This is a genomic window from Caballeronia sp. INML3B, from assembly GCF_023631305.1.
GTDB classification, from domain to species: Bacteria; Pseudomonadota; Gammaproteobacteria; order Burkholderiales; family Burkholderiaceae; genus Caballeronia; species Caballeronia turbans.
Genome location: NZ_JALQDI010000006.1, coordinates 255,381 through 268,446 on the forward strand (window position 1 = coordinate 255,381; position 13,066 = coordinate 268,446).

Annotated in this window: 21 protein-coding genes and 1 tRNA gene; 19 read left to right on the forward strand and 3 right to left on the reverse strand. The window is 59.3% G+C overall.

Going from position 1 to position 13,066, the window contains the following annotated elements:
- The first annotated feature begins 67 nt into the window (after positions 1–67).
- Positions 68–143, forward strand: a tRNA-His gene (locus NCS58_RS06845).
- 153 nt (positions 144–296) lie between these two features.
- Here NCS58_RS06845 and NCS58_RS06850 read toward each other — a convergent pair.
- Positions 297–638 carry a hypothetical protein gene (locus NCS58_RS06850; RefSeq protein ID WP_250538159.1) on the reverse strand — a complete coding sequence of 114 codons (342 nt, stop codon included), beginning with the start codon at positions 636–638 and terminating at the stop codon, positions 297–299.
- Between NCS58_RS06850 and NCS58_RS06855 the strand changes: the two genes are divergently transcribed.
- The 3 genes from NCS58_RS06855 to NCS58_RS06865 are packed head-to-tail and all read left to right on the forward strand — an operon-like array spanning position 627 to position 2,154.
- Positions 627–911: a hypothetical protein gene (locus NCS58_RS06855; protein WP_250538160.1), complete on the forward strand. Its 285-nt coding sequence runs from the start codon at positions 627–629 to the stop codon at positions 909–911. The genes NCS58_RS06850 and NCS58_RS06855 overlap by 12 nt on opposite strands.
- Positions 908–1,216, forward strand: a complete 309-nt coding sequence (locus tag NCS58_RS06860) for a phage baseplate plug protein (RefSeq protein WP_250538161.1) — start codon at positions 908–910, stop codon at positions 1,214–1,216. Before NCS58_RS06855 ends, NCS58_RS06860 begins: the two co-directional genes overlap by 4 nt.
- Positions 1,213–2,154 carry a phage protein gene (locus tag NCS58_RS06865; RefSeq protein WP_250538162.1) on the forward strand — a complete coding sequence of 314 codons (942 nt, stop codon included), beginning with the start codon at positions 1,213–1,215 and terminating at the stop codon, positions 2,152–2,154. Before NCS58_RS06860 ends, NCS58_RS06865 begins: the two co-directional genes overlap by 4 nt.
- Here NCS58_RS06865 and NCS58_RS06870 read toward each other — a convergent pair.
- The gene (locus tag NCS58_RS06870; RefSeq protein WP_250538163.1) at positions 2,151–2,573 is read right to left on the reverse strand and encodes a hypothetical protein; all 423 of its coding nucleotides are present in this window, start codon (positions 2,571–2,573) and stop codon (positions 2,151–2,153) included. The genes NCS58_RS06865 and NCS58_RS06870 overlap by 4 nt on opposite strands.
- 5 nt (positions 2,574–2,578) lie before the next feature.
- On the opposite strand from NCS58_RS06870, the gene NCS58_RS34340 reads away from it, so the two are divergent.
- Genes NCS58_RS34340 through NCS58_RS06900 form a run of 7 tightly spaced genes read left to right on the forward strand, consistent with a single transcriptional unit; the run spans position 2,579 to position 6,953 of the window.
- The gene (locus NCS58_RS34340; RefSeq protein WP_311766297.1) at positions 2,579–2,893 is read left to right on the forward strand and encodes a Gp138 family membrane-puncturing spike protein; all 315 of its coding nucleotides are present in this window, start codon (positions 2,579–2,581) and stop codon (positions 2,891–2,893) included.
- 39 nt (positions 2,894–2,932) lie between these two features.
- Complete coding sequence (locus tag NCS58_RS34345) at positions 2,933–3,295, forward strand: hypothetical protein (protein WP_311766298.1); 363 nt, start codon at positions 2,933–2,935, stop codon at positions 3,293–3,295.
- The gene (locus NCS58_RS06880) at positions 3,295–3,648 is read left to right on the forward strand and encodes a hypothetical protein (RefSeq protein WP_250538164.1); all 354 of its coding nucleotides are present in this window, start codon (positions 3,295–3,297) and stop codon (positions 3,646–3,648) included. The genes NCS58_RS34345 and NCS58_RS06880 overlap by 1 nt, the downstream gene beginning before the upstream one ends.
- Complete coding sequence (locus NCS58_RS06885) at positions 3,648–4,838, forward strand: baseplate J/gp47 family protein (protein WP_250538165.1); 1,191 nt, start codon at positions 3,648–3,650, stop codon at positions 4,836–4,838. Before NCS58_RS06880 ends, NCS58_RS06885 begins: the two co-directional genes overlap by 1 nt.
- Before the next feature lie 3 nt (positions 4,839–4,841).
- A complete protein-coding gene (locus tag NCS58_RS06890) occupies positions 4,842–5,606 on the forward strand; it encodes a DUF2612 domain-containing protein (protein ID WP_250538166.1) in 765 nt (254 codons plus the stop codon).
- A gap of 16 nt (positions 5,607–5,622) precedes the next feature.
- Positions 5,623–6,525, forward strand: a complete 903-nt coding sequence (locus NCS58_RS06895) for a hypothetical protein (protein ID WP_250538167.1) — start codon at positions 5,623–5,625, stop codon at positions 6,523–6,525.
- Positions 6,525–6,953 (forward strand): tail fiber assembly protein, encoded by a 429-nt coding sequence (locus NCS58_RS06900; protein ID WP_250538168.1) that lies wholly within the window; start codon positions 6,525–6,527, stop codon positions 6,951–6,953. The genes NCS58_RS06895 and NCS58_RS06900 overlap by 1 nt, the downstream gene beginning before the upstream one ends.
- 21 nt (positions 6,954–6,974) lie before the next feature.
- On the opposite strand, the gene NCS58_RS06905 is transcribed toward NCS58_RS06900, so the two are convergent.
- Positions 6,975–8,132, reverse strand: a complete 1,158-nt coding sequence (locus NCS58_RS06905) for an acyltransferase (RefSeq protein ID WP_250538169.1) — start codon at positions 8,130–8,132, stop codon at positions 6,975–6,977.
- A 178-nt stretch (positions 8,133–8,310) separates the two neighbouring features.
- On the opposite strand from NCS58_RS06905, the gene NCS58_RS06910 reads away from it, so the two are divergent.
- The 8 genes from NCS58_RS06910 to NCS58_RS06945 all read left to right on the forward strand — a co-directional run bounded on the left by NCS58_RS06910 (position 8,311) and on the right by NCS58_RS06945 (position 12,958).
- Positions 8,311–8,661 carry a hypothetical protein gene (locus NCS58_RS06910; protein ID WP_250538170.1) on the forward strand — a complete coding sequence of 117 codons (351 nt, stop codon included), beginning with the start codon at positions 8,311–8,313 and terminating at the stop codon, positions 8,659–8,661.
- A gap of 1 nt (position 8,662) precedes the next feature.
- Positions 8,663–9,223: a glycoside hydrolase family 19 protein gene (locus NCS58_RS06915; RefSeq protein ID WP_250538171.1), complete on the forward strand. Its 561-nt coding sequence runs from the start codon at positions 8,663–8,665 to the stop codon at positions 9,221–9,223.
- Complete coding sequence (locus tag NCS58_RS06920) at positions 9,220–9,711, forward strand: hypothetical protein (protein WP_250538172.1); 492 nt, start codon at positions 9,220–9,222, stop codon at positions 9,709–9,711. Before NCS58_RS06915 ends, NCS58_RS06920 begins: the two co-directional genes overlap by 4 nt.
- 2 nt (positions 9,712–9,713) lie before the next feature.
- Positions 9,714–9,923 (forward strand): hypothetical protein, encoded by a 210-nt coding sequence (locus tag NCS58_RS06925; RefSeq protein WP_250538173.1) that lies wholly within the window; start codon positions 9,714–9,716, stop codon positions 9,921–9,923.
- Positions 9,924–9,947: 24 nt separating this feature from the next.
- The gene (locus NCS58_RS06930) at positions 9,948–10,385 is read left to right on the forward strand and encodes a hypothetical protein (RefSeq protein ID WP_250538174.1); all 438 of its coding nucleotides are present in this window, start codon (positions 9,948–9,950) and stop codon (positions 10,383–10,385) included.
- Positions 10,382–10,765: a DUF1353 domain-containing protein gene (locus tag NCS58_RS06935; protein ID WP_250538175.1), complete on the forward strand. Its 384-nt coding sequence runs from the start codon at positions 10,382–10,384 to the stop codon at positions 10,763–10,765. Before NCS58_RS06930 ends, NCS58_RS06935 begins: the two co-directional genes overlap by 4 nt.
- 49 nt (positions 10,766–10,814) lie before the next feature.
- Complete coding sequence (locus NCS58_RS06940; RefSeq protein WP_250538176.1) at positions 10,815–11,318, forward strand: hypothetical protein; 504 nt, start codon at positions 10,815–10,817, stop codon at positions 11,316–11,318.
- A 146-nt stretch (positions 11,319–11,464) separates the two neighbouring features.
- Complete coding sequence (locus NCS58_RS06945) at positions 11,465–12,958, forward strand: class I SAM-dependent methyltransferase (RefSeq protein WP_250538177.1); 1,494 nt, start codon at positions 11,465–11,467, stop codon at positions 12,956–12,958.
- Positions 12,959–13,066 lie beyond the last annotated feature (108 nt).

The window sequence follows — 13,066 nt, forward strand, 5'->3', positions numbered from 1 at the left end:
TGTTCGTATAATCTCGCTTCTTGATTGCTGCAGCAGTTCAGAAGCAATCAAGATCGCGGCACCAGTGGTGGCTGTAGCTCAGTTGGTAGAGTCCAGGATTGTGATTCCTGTCGTCGTGGGTTCGAGTCCCATCAGCCACCCCAAAAAGATTTCAAGCGGATCAACGCTCTAGAGAAAGGCACTGTGATTTTATCCAGTGCCTTTTTTCTTTTGATTCCCGCCAAAATTCCCATTTTGGGAACCGAGGTGGATGCCTACGATATACGTGAAAACGCATATCCTGTGCATCCATACAGTCAAAGCGCACGACGTTTCACGACCCTCGAACGGTCATAGACGCGGGCGGTCGTCGCGGGGTTAGCGTGCAGATCGGGCAGGGCACCGCGCTCTGCTTTGTGCTGGGTGACGTAGTAGGCGCGCAAGTCGTGGAAGGTGAACCGGTGCGCGATCACCTTCTTCTTGATCGCTTCGACCATCAGCTTCTGCCACATCGTCTTGAATCCGGCCTGCGTGTACGCCGTGCCCGAGCGATTCGGAAACACGTAGAGGCATTCTTCATTCTTTTGCGCCGCGCGCGCGACTTTCAGCCGGGCGATCAGCGCGGCTATCTGCGGCGTGATCTCGATTTGCTCGATCACCTCGCCGCGCTTCTTGCCCCGTTGCTTCGCTCGCTTGATGCGAATGTGCCCGGCGGCCTCGTCAAATCGTTGTCCACGACCACGGACAAGGACACCGAAAACTCGATGCTGATCCGCATCGTGATGCGTCAGATTTTGATGGCACAGACCCAGACGGTGACGGTTCCTGATTCGAGCAACATGTCGAACCCGGCGAGCACCGCGTCGCCTGAAGACGCAGGGGTGACCTCGCCAGTCCCTGCGCCGAACATCAACGTGACAGCACTTCCATGACCGCATACGAGATTCCGCTGTCGGCCAAACCGCAGACGTTCAGCATCGCGCTCGGCGGCGTCACCTACAAGATGACGCTTCGCTGGAACGTGCAGGCCGCGGCGTGGATGCTGGACATTGCGGACGCGACCGGAAACCCGATGGTCGGAAGCATCCCGCTCGTGACGGGCGTCGATTTGCTTGGGCAGTACGGGTATCTCGGCTTCACCGGAAAACTGGTGGTTCAGACAGACCATGATCCCGATGCGGTGCCGACGTTCGACAACATCGGTACGACAGGGCATCTCTACTTCGTGACCTCATGAGCGATCAATTCGGACGGAAGGCGACGCTGATCGTTTCGAGCGGCTCGAAGGGTCTCGAGCTTTCACAGCTTCGATTCAGATTCGAAGTGCGGCAGGCTGATACTCAGGCACCGAACACGCTTTACGTGCGCGTGTACAACCTCGCGCCTTCCACTGTGAAGGCGATTCAGGGCGAGTTCACGACGATCACGCTGCAGGCGGGATACGAAAAGGGCAATTTCGGAATCATCTTCCAAGGCACGATCAAGCAGTTCGTGCGCGGGAAAGAGCGCAACGTCGATTCGTTCCTCGACAATTGGGCGGCGGACGGAGACGAGTTCTACAACTTCGGGATGGTCAATCAGACTCTGGCGGCCGGCAGCACGCCGCAGCAGATCCTCGACTCGATCACGAAGCAGAACGCCGATGCTGGGAAGCTGCCATATGCGACGGACGTCAACGGTCTGGTCGGCGGAATCCCGGCTCAGGCGCTCGCGCGCGGCAAGGTGTTGTTCGGCATGTCGCGCGACTACGCGCGAGACTGGGCCGCAAAGAACGGTTTTCGCTGGAGCATCCAGAACGGGCAGGCAGTGGTAGTGCCCGTCACAGGCTATCGGCCCGGCGAGGCGGTTGTGCTCTCTTCGACGACTGGGCTGATCGGCGTGCCGGAGGCGACCGAAGATGGCGTGCACGCGCGCATTCTGCTGAACCCGCTGGTACGAATCGGATGCCTCGTGCAGATCGCGCAGGCTGACATCAACACGCTGACGATTAAGCAGCAGGGGCTTTCGTACACCGGCCTGTCAGCGGCAGCGCAAACGACGGCCGCCGGCTTCTACCGCGTGCTGGTCTCGGAGTTCATCGGCGACACGCGCGGGCAGGAGTGGTATTGCGATCTGATCTGCTTGGCGGTCGACACGTCCGTACCCGCGGGCAACTCGGTACAGGCGGCAGGCTAGTTCCGAAGCGCGCCGACGCCGACGTATCCGGAATCATCGCCGAACTGGCTGTGCCAGCTGACCTTCGCGAAGCCATAAGTTTTCTCAGCCGCCCCGTCCCACGACTTCGGATCGGTCTTGATGATCGCGACGCGGGTGTCCGCCGGCACAACGGCGCAGTTTCTGTTTCGAACAATGCGCTCCTGTTCCGAGTCTGGCGCGCGTGCGGCTTCTTCGGCAGTGCCGCGAAGCTGCTGCCACTTTTGGCAGATCAGCGAGCCGGTCTTCAGGTAGATCGGTAATGACTCATTGGGCCGGCTGGATGAAACCGGACTCGGTGGATGCAGAGCGCTCGATAGCGCGTCGCTGCTCTGATCAGCTAGCGCCAAGGTGGGAACGACGGCCAGTGCCGCGATCGCGGCTATTTTGATTTTTCTCATATCCAATGCTCCAGACCGAACGCTCGGCCAACTTTGAAGACGCGCTGCGCGCTGCGCTCGGCGGCAACCAGGCGGGACTCTGGACGGCGCTCCCCGCGATCATCCAGAGCTTCGACGCTAGCGCATTGACCTGCACTGCGCAACCCGCCATTCAGGCACAGGTGCGCGCGCAGGATGGTAGCACTTCGTGGGTGACGCTTCCGTTGCTTGTCGACGTTCCAGTCTGCTTTCCCCGCGGCGGCGGCTGCACGCTGACGTTTCCGGTCGCGGCTGGCGATGAGGCGCTGATCGTTTTCTCGTCGCGCTGCATCGATGCGTGATGGCAGTCAGGCGGCGTTCAGGTGCAGGCGGAGCTGCGAATGCATGACCTGTCGGACGGTTTCGCGATTCTCGGGCCGTTCTCGCAGGCAACGAAGATCAGCGGCGTCAGCACGAGCACGACGCAATTGCGCAGCAACGACGGTACGACGTTCGTCGATCTCGACCCGTCCGGGAAGGTCGTGAAGGTCAAGGCGCCGGGCGGAGTCACGCTCGACACGCCGGCCGTCACGGTGACGGGAATCATCAATGTGCAGAACGCGAACAGCGCTCCGACCGCGATGGCGATCAACGGCAACACGAATTTCACCGGTCAGGTTTCCGCTAACGGACACCGGATCGATGAATCGCACAAGCACACCGGCGTCACCACGGGCGCAGGTCAAACAGGATCGGTCGTCTGATGCGCTATCGAACACTCGACGAAAACGGCGACTACTCGTTCGGCCATGGCTCGGCGAACTTCCTCGTCGACTCGCCTGCGGCTGTCGCGCAGCTCGTGCTGACCCGGCTCAAGCTTTCGACGGGCGAATGGTTCCTCGACACGACGGAGGGCACGCCGTACGCGACTGAGATCCTGGGAACCGGAACAGCGGCGACGCGCGATCTCGCGGTGCAAGAACGCATCCTCGAAACGCAGGGCGTAACCGGCATCGCCGATTACGCCAGCGTCTTCGATCCATCGACGCGCGCCTTCACGGTGGCGGCGACCATCGACACGATCTACGGCCAAACGACAATCACGGCGGCTCTCTGATGGCGACTTACCCTCTCGCAACGCTCGGCCCGACTATCACGAGCGCGGGGATTTCCATTCCCTCGTTCAATGACGTCTATCAAAGCCTGATCGCGACGTTCCAGAGCATCTATGGCTCCGACGTCGTCGTGACGCCTGATAGCCAAGACGGGCAATGGATTGCGACGATCGCCTCTGCGATCAACGATTGCAACAACGGCGCGGTCGCCTGCTACAACGCATTTTCTCCGGCCACTGCGCAGGGCGCGAATCTGTCGAGCGTCGTCAAGATCAATGGCATCGCGCGCAATGTATCGTCGCAATCGACCGTCGACGTGACGCTCGTCGGGCAGGCCGGCACGACGATCACGAACGGCATCGTGACGGACGCGAATTCGAATCAGTGGGTGCTCCCGGCGAGCGTGCTGATTCCTTCTGGCGGCTCTGTCGTGGCGACGGCAACGTGCCAAACGGACGGCGCTGTGACGCTCGCATCGGGCACGACGCTGCAGATCTCGACGCCGACGCGCGGCTGGCAGACTGCAACGGCAGCGAGCGACGCGGATCCCGGCGCGTCTGTCGAGACAGACGCGGCGCTGCGTAAGCGCCAGACGACCTCAGTTGCGATCCCATCTCTTACGGTTCTCGCCGGCATCATCGGCGCCGTCGCAGGGGTCTCGGGCGTCACGCGCTACGCGGCATACGAGAACGACACGAACTTGACGGATTCAAACACGTTACCGCCGCACACGATTTCGCTGGTCGTGGAGGGTGGAGACTCGACCGCGATTGCAAACGCCATCGCAGCAAAGAAGACACCCGGCGGCGGCACCTACGGAACGACGACTGTCACGGTGACAGATGTCTACGGCATCCCGCATCCAATCAACTTTTACCGTCCGACGACGCAAGCGATCACCGTAGCGGTCTCGCTGAAAGCGCTATCCGGCTATTCATCCGTAGTCGGCGAGGCCGTTCAGCAGGCGATCTCCGACTACGTGAATTCTGTAGCAATCGGCGGCGGGGCCGCGGACGCCGTCGAGTGGGACTCGTGCATCGCGGCAGCAAAGGGGGTAAGCGGCGGCAACACGTTCAAGATTGCGTCGCTCACGCTCACGGGCCCGGGCGGCGCAGGGTCTCCTGACGTACCTCTGGCCTTCAATCAGTCTGCGACTTGCGCGCCGGCTAGTGTGACTCTCACGGTTTCCTGATCTATGGCCGACGTTACCGATTACACCGGCCTCGTCACGTCTGAGCATGCCGACAAGCCGAATTTCATGGCAATGATCGGCGGCGTCGCGCAGGCGTTCGTTGACATTCAGAACCAGCTCGCCGCGACACCGTCTTCGTTTGATCTCGATTCAGCGGTTGGCGCACAGCTCGACGCTGTTGGGCTGTGGGTTGGTGTGACCCGAAACGTCAACACGCCTCTTACGGGCGTCTACTTCTCGCTCGACACGCCAGGACTCGGGTTCGATCAGGGCGTGTGGCAGGGTCCTTTTGATCCGTCTTCCGGTGTCACATCGCTCGATGATGACACCTATCGCCTATTGATTCGCGCCAGAATTGCGGCGAATCATTGGGACGGAACGCTCGAGGGTTCTGCGGCAGTTTTGGCGCTGATCTTCTCGACAGACATCTCCTATCCAGAAATCCTCCTTTCGGATGGGTCGCAGGTCCTTGTGTACGACGAGACTACCGGCCAGACCGTTCCACTGGTCGGATATAGCGATTTGTCGACGTACGTCTTCATACAAGACAACGGCGACATGTCCATCACATATGGCATCGCCGGCAACGTGCCGAGCGCAATCTTCCTTGCGTTGCTGCGCGGCGGATATATCCCGCTGAAGCCCGAAGCCGTGCACATCGACGGCTATTTCGTGACATCGAATCCAGGCGGCCCGCTGTTCGGTTTCGACGTCGAGAACAATCTGATTTCCGGTTTCGACGTCGGCGCATGGGGCGTCGCTGCCTGACCATCACGGAGCATAAATGGCAACGAATGATTTCCTTCCGTTCGCGGTTGGCGGATCTGCGAACGTTCTGTCGCAGTCTGCATACGCAGCACTCTCAGCCATCGCCAACGGCTATTCGTCCGGAGTCGCTCAGTCCGCGGCACTGAACAAAACGTGGCGGCAGTCGAGCATCATGGCCGCTGTTCTGGCGCAATTTATCGCCGACGAAACCGGCGTGAACTCGGTCGATGACGGCACCACGGCGACGCTGCTCGCAAATCTGAAGAACGCGACGCCTGGCAGACTGCTCCGCGTCACTTCATACACGGGCGGGACATTCACGTGGAATAAAGGCGCCGGCACCACAGCGATTCGTGTTCGCGTGCAGGGACCGGGCGGCTCTGGCGGTGGGGCACCGGCGACAGGATCGGGTCAGGTATCAATCGGCTCGGGGGGTTCCTCCGGCTCGTATGGCGAAGGTTTTTTCACGACGTTCCCATCGAGCGTGACCGTGACTGCGCCAGTCGGTCCTTCCGGCACCGTTGGTGCTGTAGGGACAAACGGGTCGACTGCTTCGTTCGGGGCGCTGATCAGCGCGCCTGGTGGCTTGGGCGGCTCCAAGGCAGGCCCGTCCGCTCCACCGTTTGCGCCTACCGGTGCAGGTGTTCCGGGTCCGAGCACCGGTGGCAACATTATCAATACTGTCGGGAATGGCGGTGGCGTAGCTTTGCCAATTTCCACCGGCGTCATCGGGCCCGCATTAGGCGGAAGTGCCGTGCTCGGCGGCGGTGGCGTTGCATCGACCGGGGGCGCGGGCCAGCCTGCTACCGGCTACGGCGGCGGGGGCGGCGGAACATGGATCGGGCCGAGCGTCGCGGCGGTGGCGGGCGGAAAGGGTGGCGACGCCATCATTATCGTTGAAGAATTCGGGAGTCTGTAATGCGGATCTATGCACGGCTGCAAGGCAACCTTGTCGTCGAAATAATTGACCCTCTGACGGACGCGGAAGGTCAGGAAGTGCCGATAGACGAACGCTATACGCAAGAACTCGTTTCAACGCTGATTGATGTCACAGACGTCGAGCCGAAGCCTGAGCAAGGCTGGACATTCGACGGATCGACGTTCGCGGCGCCGGTTCCCTATCAACCCGGTCCGGCCGAAATCCTCGCGTCGAACTCGACAGTGAGGGACGCACTGCTCGCGCAAGCTGCAATTGCGATCGCGCCGCTTCAGGATGCCGTGGATCTCGACGAAGCTACTGATGCAGAAGCAGCTCTCCTTAAGCAGTGGAAGCAATATCGCGTGGCTGTCAATCGCGTTGATCTGACGCAGGCGTCACCAGTCTGGCCGACTGTACCTGGGACGTAATCCAGATGCCGTCTCAGCTATTCACGATTGGGACCGGTTATCACCGGATGCCGTCATCTGAAATGAATGACGGCTCTTCCAAGCTCGGACTATGCCGGCGCGTGCCGGTCGTTCGACGAGATGCATCATCGCCATAGAAAGCAAGAGGCTGACAGCGGCGACGACCAAAAATTGAACTGACTGTGGCCAATGCTTTAGGACGTCCACGCGCTCGACGTAACAGCGGATCACGATCTGATGCACGAGGTAGAACGCGAAGCTTACCTCGCCGAGGTAGACCATGACATTGCTCGACAGGAAGCGGGACAGGCATCCGCGCGAAACCGACAGAATCACGATCATCAGCGCATAAGCGGGTGCAGCGGCGTTGCCATGCAAGAGACCGGAGAGACCTATGTAAGGCGTTCGTGAGTGCTCGGACATGTAGGCATTGGCGCTCAGGGCGAAGACAACTCCTGCAACTTCTACGACGGACCAGGTGAAGTAGCCGAGCCGTGGCGTGAGGTGTTTGTATCGTTTTTGCTGCAGGCCGGCAAAAACACCGACGAGGAAGGAGAAAAGTCCCGCGACCAGATTCATCGATTTCAACCAGCCCACATCGGCCCACGGAAAAATCATCGGTATGGCTACGAGAGAACCCGAGATGATGGCGGTCGTTCCGATGAACAGGAGGACCGGCCTGCGGATTGCCGACGCTACAAGGAATGGGAAAAGCGCATAGAAAAACATCTCTGCGGAAAGGGACCACGACACGGAGTTATAGCCGCCATAGAAGTCGAGCACCGGAAACCAGTCCTGCAGCAAGCCGATATTCAGCACCAAGCTTTGAACGTATAGCGTTGTGGTGAAATAAACCTCGCTCCACGGCCAAAAGGCGAGGAATAGAAGAATCAATGATGCGATGTGCGCAGGCCAGATCCGAGCAAATCTAGCGACGAAAAAGTCGGCCCAAGAACGACCGCGCATTCCGACCACAGTCAGGATGAAACCAGAAAGTACAAAAAATAGGGGTACGGCTCCGCCCAAATTGAAAGGTCTGAACGTCGCAGACGGAACGACGTATTCAGGTAAATGGCCGATGAAGATGGATAAGGCGGCGAAGATACGAATCCCTGTCAATGCATCTATCTTTTCGGGGGATTGATTCGGGATTTGAGCCTGTGGTTGTTGCGATGACATTTATCGTTTTCGGACGCTTTATCAACGGCGGATAGTAACACGCAGTCGAATATGGCTTGCTGTGCTCGGATTTGGACCAGTAGCCGCCCATTGAGGCGGCTTTTTCATGCCCGGTTAACCGGCAAAGCGATTTCCAACAAGCCACCTACGGGTGGCTTTTCTTTTACGGGGCCAACTTTTGAATCCACCCGCGCACCTGGAGCGCCGACCCAGCAATGAGGAGCGGTTCGCGATGATCGACCAGAGGTTCGAGGACTTCCAAGAGCAGATTGACCGTCGCTTCGAGGCCGTCCACAAGTCCATTGAGGAGAACACGGCGCTGACGAAATCGGCGGACGAGCGATCCCTTCGGATTGAAAGCAACACCCGGGCGCTGATCGACATCTTCAATCGCGCGGGGCAGAGCGCGACGTTCTTCGCGCGCATGGCGCGCTTCCTTCGCAGCGCCGCGATCTATCTCGGGCCGTTCTTGACGGTCGGCGGTGTTATCTGGGCGCTCGCTCACGGCAAGTGGCCGAATCTGGACTGACATGGAACTCAACTCGACGATCGTGTCTGCCGGCACCGGCGTGACGCAGCTTCGTGCTGCGCAATGGCTGCCGCATCTGCAGGCGACGTGCGACCGCTTCGCGATAAACACGCCGCGCCGCGTGGCCGCGTTCCTCGCGCAGATCGGCCACGAGTCGGGCGGTCTTATCTATGCCCGCGAAATCTGGGGGCCAACCCCCGCGCAGACGCGCTACGAGGGACGGGCGGATCTCGGCAACACGCAGCCAGGCGACGGCAAGCGCTTCATGGGCCGCGGCCTCATCCAGATCACTGGCCGCCGGAACTACCAGCTCGCAAGCATCGGACTCGACCTTGACCTGATCACTCATCCCGAGCTGCTCGAGCAGCCGGCGAACGCGGCGAGCTCGGCGGGCTGGTGGTGGGCCAATCACGGCCTGAACGGATACGCCGACGCTGAGAAGTTTCTACAGATCAGCAAGGTGATCAACCTTGGCAGCGCGACAAGTTCCGCAATGCCGAACGGGTATCAGCAACGGCTCGCGCTGTACGGCGCGGCCAAGCGCGCATTGGGGATTGCATGAGCGTAGAACAAATTCACGAACAGAAAGAATCGTGCGAGGTGGATGTCTTTCTGCCCGGCCACGAGCCGCGCACGACTACTGCGCTGTTTGCTCGCACCAAGAAGCTGCTTGTCGAGCGTGAGGGCGGGCGATGCGCGGTGTGCGGCCGCACGGCAGAAGACAGCGGACATCCGCTGGAGTCGCATCATCATCCGATCGAGCGATCTCTGGCAAACATGATCGACTGGGATCGCTTCCGCAAGGACTGCGAGGCGGGATTGTGGGGCAAGTTTGCGCAGGCATTTGACTGGTCGACATTTTCGACTGACGACCCGTATTCGTTCGTCGACGATCAAACGGTGAACGGTCTTCTGCTGTGCGCCGACCATCATCGCGGGAAAAACGAGGGAATCCACTGGATGCCGTTCCCGTATTTCGTCGCGCAACGGTACGGCAAAGAAGGGTATCAATTCACGCCGACCGAAGTCATTCACCACGAGCACCTCTGACCATGATCAAGCGACTGTTGCAGCTGGTCACCGGCGACGACAACGTGACGCTCGAACCGGCCTACGCGTGGTCCGCTGTCGCCGTCATTGTTGGACTCGCGCTCGAAGTGTTCAGCGTAGTCACCGGCAAGCCGTTCGACATGCAGGCATACGGCACAGGCGCGGCCGCGCTTCTGGCTGGCCTCGGCGTCTCCGCGAAACTCGGCAAGTAATCTCCACCCTCGAAGGAAATCACCATGAAACGCACCATCATGCTGCTCGCGGCAGGCGTAATCGCGCTCGTTCTCTCCGCATGCTCGACAGTGACAACCGTCCCGGCGAGCGACGCGCTCGCCAATCTGCAGAAGCAGGTCGTAAAGCAGTGCGCCGTCGTGCAGCCGTTCATGAGCTCGATGCTTGCGATGCAATCGCAACTGTCGGCCGATTCGATCGCGCAGCTCTCGCAGGCGTCGGCCGCGACTTCAAAGGTGTGCGCATTCGCCACAAACACGGCGGACGGCGCGCCGGTCACGCTTTCGGTTACCGACGTTCAAGCGCTCGCGAATCAGGCGATTCCGTCGCTCATTCGGATCATCGATCTGTCGCCGCTCGACCAGGCACAGAAGATGGCTGCCGAGATCGCGATCACTGCGGCGCAGGTCGCAATTGCAACGGCCATCGCGAGCGCGCAATGAGCGCGTTCCTGACGGATCTGCACGTCGAGAACGCGAGCGGCACAGATGACGGGAAATGGCGGCTTACCGCGCCACTCGTCTACGAGTCGGACATTGCCGGTGAGACTTTCGTCGTGCCGCCCGGCTTCGTCACCGACTACGCGTCCGTGCCGCGCGCGCCGCTCGTCTATTGGTTGTGCGGCGACACCAGCACGCTCGCGTCGGTGGTGCATGACTTCCTCTACACGACGCACCCGGTCGCGCGTGAGGTCGCCGATGCCGTCCTAAAAGAGGCGTCTCTTCTCACTGGCGTTGCGAAATGGCGCGCTTGGCTCATGTGGGCCGGCGTGCGAGTAGGTGGCGCAAGCCACTGGACCCCCGACGAACCGGCCGCTGCGTAATTCACCGATCCCGCCTTGCGCGGGATTTGCTTTTTCAGGACCATAAGAGATGACCACAGGGGCAGGGATTCGACTTCCGGCGTTCCCGTCTGCGACTGGCTTTTCGGACGCCGACTATCTTTTCATGACTCAATCGGGTGCCACCGTCAAAGGGACGATCGCGCAATTGCGCACGGCTCTGTCGGTGAACCGAGCGGTCGAGACGTTTCTCGCTGTCACGAACTTCGTCGCAGGATCGACCACGTCGCTGACGCTCACGGGCAGTTACGGATCAATCAACAACATCGATGTGTACTGCGATGGCGTTCCGCAGCTCGACTGCACGCTCAGCGGTAAGGTACTCACCTTCAATCCGGTGATTCCGTCCGGAACGAACACTGTTTTGGTCAAGGGAACCACGGCCAATTCAATCGGCGTTCCGTCGTCCGCCTCCGGAGCACACATTGCACCGCAGAAATCCGCTGCCGTAATTTCCAACCACGCCACGCTGGGCACAGTGCTGGCATTTCTGTTTCTCGTTCACTGTCATCTTTTCCTCCGAATCAGGCAGTAGTAGTTGCATGTAGCATCGTCACATCGATGATGCTGCTGCGGGGCAGATCTGCTTCGTGCGTGTCGCGGCGCATGCGCTCTAACCTCGGGATCAGAAGAATAAAGTAAGATTCTGCGAGTTCTGCGCCCAACCTGAGTCTCGCTAGAATGAACACCATGTTGAAACGACTACAGCAAGAGTTATTGAATAGATTCGGCTTGACAAAACGGAGCGGGCCGTCCCCTTGGCCGGCGGACTTCATCGAAGAGTACGGATTTCTCGACCAGTTCGCCGATGCCACTTTAGTTCCCGAGGGCGTCGAACATTCGGTCCGCGCCCTTAATCAAACTGGATTCATCGGTCGCAATGCTGCCATCGGTCGACCCGCGGCTAACGTCTATGGAAGCCTTTCACCGCTCCTCGCTCAGAGGAAATTCAAAGTCGTCTGCTTCTTCACAAGCGACAATGAATATGCTGGGCTGGCTGCGCGCTTGAAGGAATGTCTCGACCGATTCAATGTCGAATATGAGTTCGACCCCATACAGAGTTTTGGTGCGTGGGAATTGAATTGCGCTTACAAAGCACGGTTCATTCGTGATAAGTGGCTTGCTTCTGAGGTTCCGATCGTATGGCTCGATGCAGATGCGACGGTTGAAGCAAGCCCCGACCTCTTCGCGACACTAGACGCCGATTTTGCAGTGCACAAGTGGCATGGTAAGACAGCATCAGACCAGGGGTGGCAGTTCGCGTCGGGCACGATCTTCTTCGGAAAGACGGATCTTGCTGGGAAGCTTATCGATCAGTGGCTGCTGCGCTGCGAAGCTGATCCCGAGACTTGGGACCAAGAGCACCTGTGCTCGGCGTGGTGCGACATTAGCAGTGTCCATCCGCTGAAAACCGTCTGGTTGCCGAGGTCATACCTTCAGATTGCCGACGCCGCGGAATTCTCCGCTCCGGTGGTCAGGCACTGGCAAGCTTCACGCTCCTCGAAGACGGACGGACGAGCTCTCCATACCCGGGCAATAAGCCACACGGAAGCTGGGATACGCGACCGTTTGGATAATCGACTTTGGCGAACTGTGGAAGAAGGATTTTGGATTTCTGAAGGTACGAGACACATCAAGCCAGAAATCGGGCTTGAGTATCCTGAAGGATTTGATGTTGGTCGTGTGCTGCGAGACACGATCGGTGGCAAATTCCCTGTTTTGGAAGTTGGTTGCGGGGTTGGACGAATAGCAGCGCTGTTCAACAAAGATGAATACATCGGCGTCGACATCAACCCGAATGCCGTTTCGCAAGCAAGGAAAGCGTTACCCGGACACCGTATTCGTATTACGGATCATGGAATCGAATATCCGGATGCGCCGACCGCAATGATCTACACAGTCCTGTTGCATGTCTCTGACGAGGCCATTCCTTCGCTGCTCGAAGAAATCGTGAAGCGCCGAGAAAGGGTGGTCATTGCGGAGCTTATGGACACGAGATGGCGGAGAGATGGCGATCCGCCGGTTTTCAACAGGAACGCAGAAGACTACATCTTGCTCATGGACTCCTTGGGATTCGCTTTTTCTGCTTATCAGAAGCTTCCATATCAACGATATGAGAACCAAGGCCGGCCACAGGATACGAGAATAACATTCCTGCGATTCGACAGAAAGTGAGCTGCTGCGATAAAGAAAAAAGCCCGGCACATGAACTGACCCCGCAAAGTTGGACAGGTTTGGGCTAAGGCCGTGAGGGCTGAGTTCTGTACATTACAGGACTCAGCC

What these genes read in the sequence shown, in the direction of transcription:
- NCS58_RS06860 (WP_250538161.1), top strand. Translation starts at nt 908, where the DNA reads ATGACCGCATACGAGATTCCGCTGTCGGCCAAACCGCAGACGTTCAGC.
- NCS58_RS06865 (WP_250538162.1), top strand. Translation starts at nt 1,213, where the DNA reads ATGAGCGATCAATTCGGACGGAAGGCGACGCTGATCGTTTCGAGCGGC.
- NCS58_RS06870 (WP_250538163.1), bottom strand. Translation starts at nt 2,573, where the DNA reads ATGAGAAAAATCAAAATAGCCGCGATCGCGGCACTGGCCGTCGTTCCC.
- NCS58_RS34340 (WP_311766297.1), top strand. Translation starts at nt 2,579, where the DNA reads ATGCTCCAGACCGAACGCTCGGCCAACTTTGAAGACGCGCTGCGCGCT.
- NCS58_RS34345 (WP_311766298.1), top strand. Translation starts at nt 2,933, where the DNA reads ATGCATGACCTGTCGGACGGTTTCGCGATTCTCGGGCCGTTCTCGCAG.
- NCS58_RS06880 (WP_250538164.1), top strand. Translation starts at nt 3,295, where the DNA reads ATGCGCTATCGAACACTCGACGAAAACGGCGACTACTCGTTCGGCCAT.
- NCS58_RS06885 (WP_250538165.1), top strand. Translation starts at nt 3,648, where the DNA reads ATGGCGACTTACCCTCTCGCAACGCTCGGCCCGACTATCACGAGCGCG.
- NCS58_RS06890 (WP_250538166.1), top strand. Translation starts at nt 4,842, where the DNA reads ATGGCCGACGTTACCGATTACACCGGCCTCGTCACGTCTGAGCATGCC.
- NCS58_RS06895 (WP_250538167.1), top strand. Translation starts at nt 5,623, where the DNA reads ATGGCAACGAATGATTTCCTTCCGTTCGCGGTTGGCGGATCTGCGAAC.
- NCS58_RS06900 (WP_250538168.1), top strand. Translation starts at nt 6,525, where the DNA reads ATGCGGATCTATGCACGGCTGCAAGGCAACCTTGTCGTCGAAATAATT.
- NCS58_RS06905 (WP_250538169.1), bottom strand. Translation starts at nt 8,132, where the DNA reads ATGTCATCGCAACAACCACAGGCTCAAATCCCGAATCAATCCCCCGAA.
- NCS58_RS06915 (WP_250538171.1), top strand. Translation starts at nt 8,663, where the DNA reads ATGGAACTCAACTCGACGATCGTGTCTGCCGGCACCGGCGTGACGCAG.
- NCS58_RS06920 (WP_250538172.1), top strand. Translation starts at nt 9,220, where the DNA reads ATGAGCGTAGAACAAATTCACGAACAGAAAGAATCGTGCGAGGTGGAT.
- NCS58_RS06925 (WP_250538173.1), top strand. Translation starts at nt 9,714, where the DNA reads ATGATCAAGCGACTGTTGCAGCTGGTCACCGGCGACGACAACGTGACG.
- NCS58_RS06930 (WP_250538174.1), top strand. Translation starts at nt 9,948, where the DNA reads ATGAAACGCACCATCATGCTGCTCGCGGCAGGCGTAATCGCGCTCGTT.
- NCS58_RS06935 (WP_250538175.1), top strand. Translation starts at nt 10,382, where the DNA reads ATGAGCGCGTTCCTGACGGATCTGCACGTCGAGAACGCGAGCGGCACA.
- NCS58_RS06940 (WP_250538176.1), top strand. Translation starts at nt 10,815, where the DNA reads ATGACCACAGGGGCAGGGATTCGACTTCCGGCGTTCCCGTCTGCGACT.
- NCS58_RS06945 (WP_250538177.1), top strand. Translation starts at nt 11,465, where the DNA reads ATGAACACCATGTTGAAACGACTACAGCAAGAGTTATTGAATAGATTC.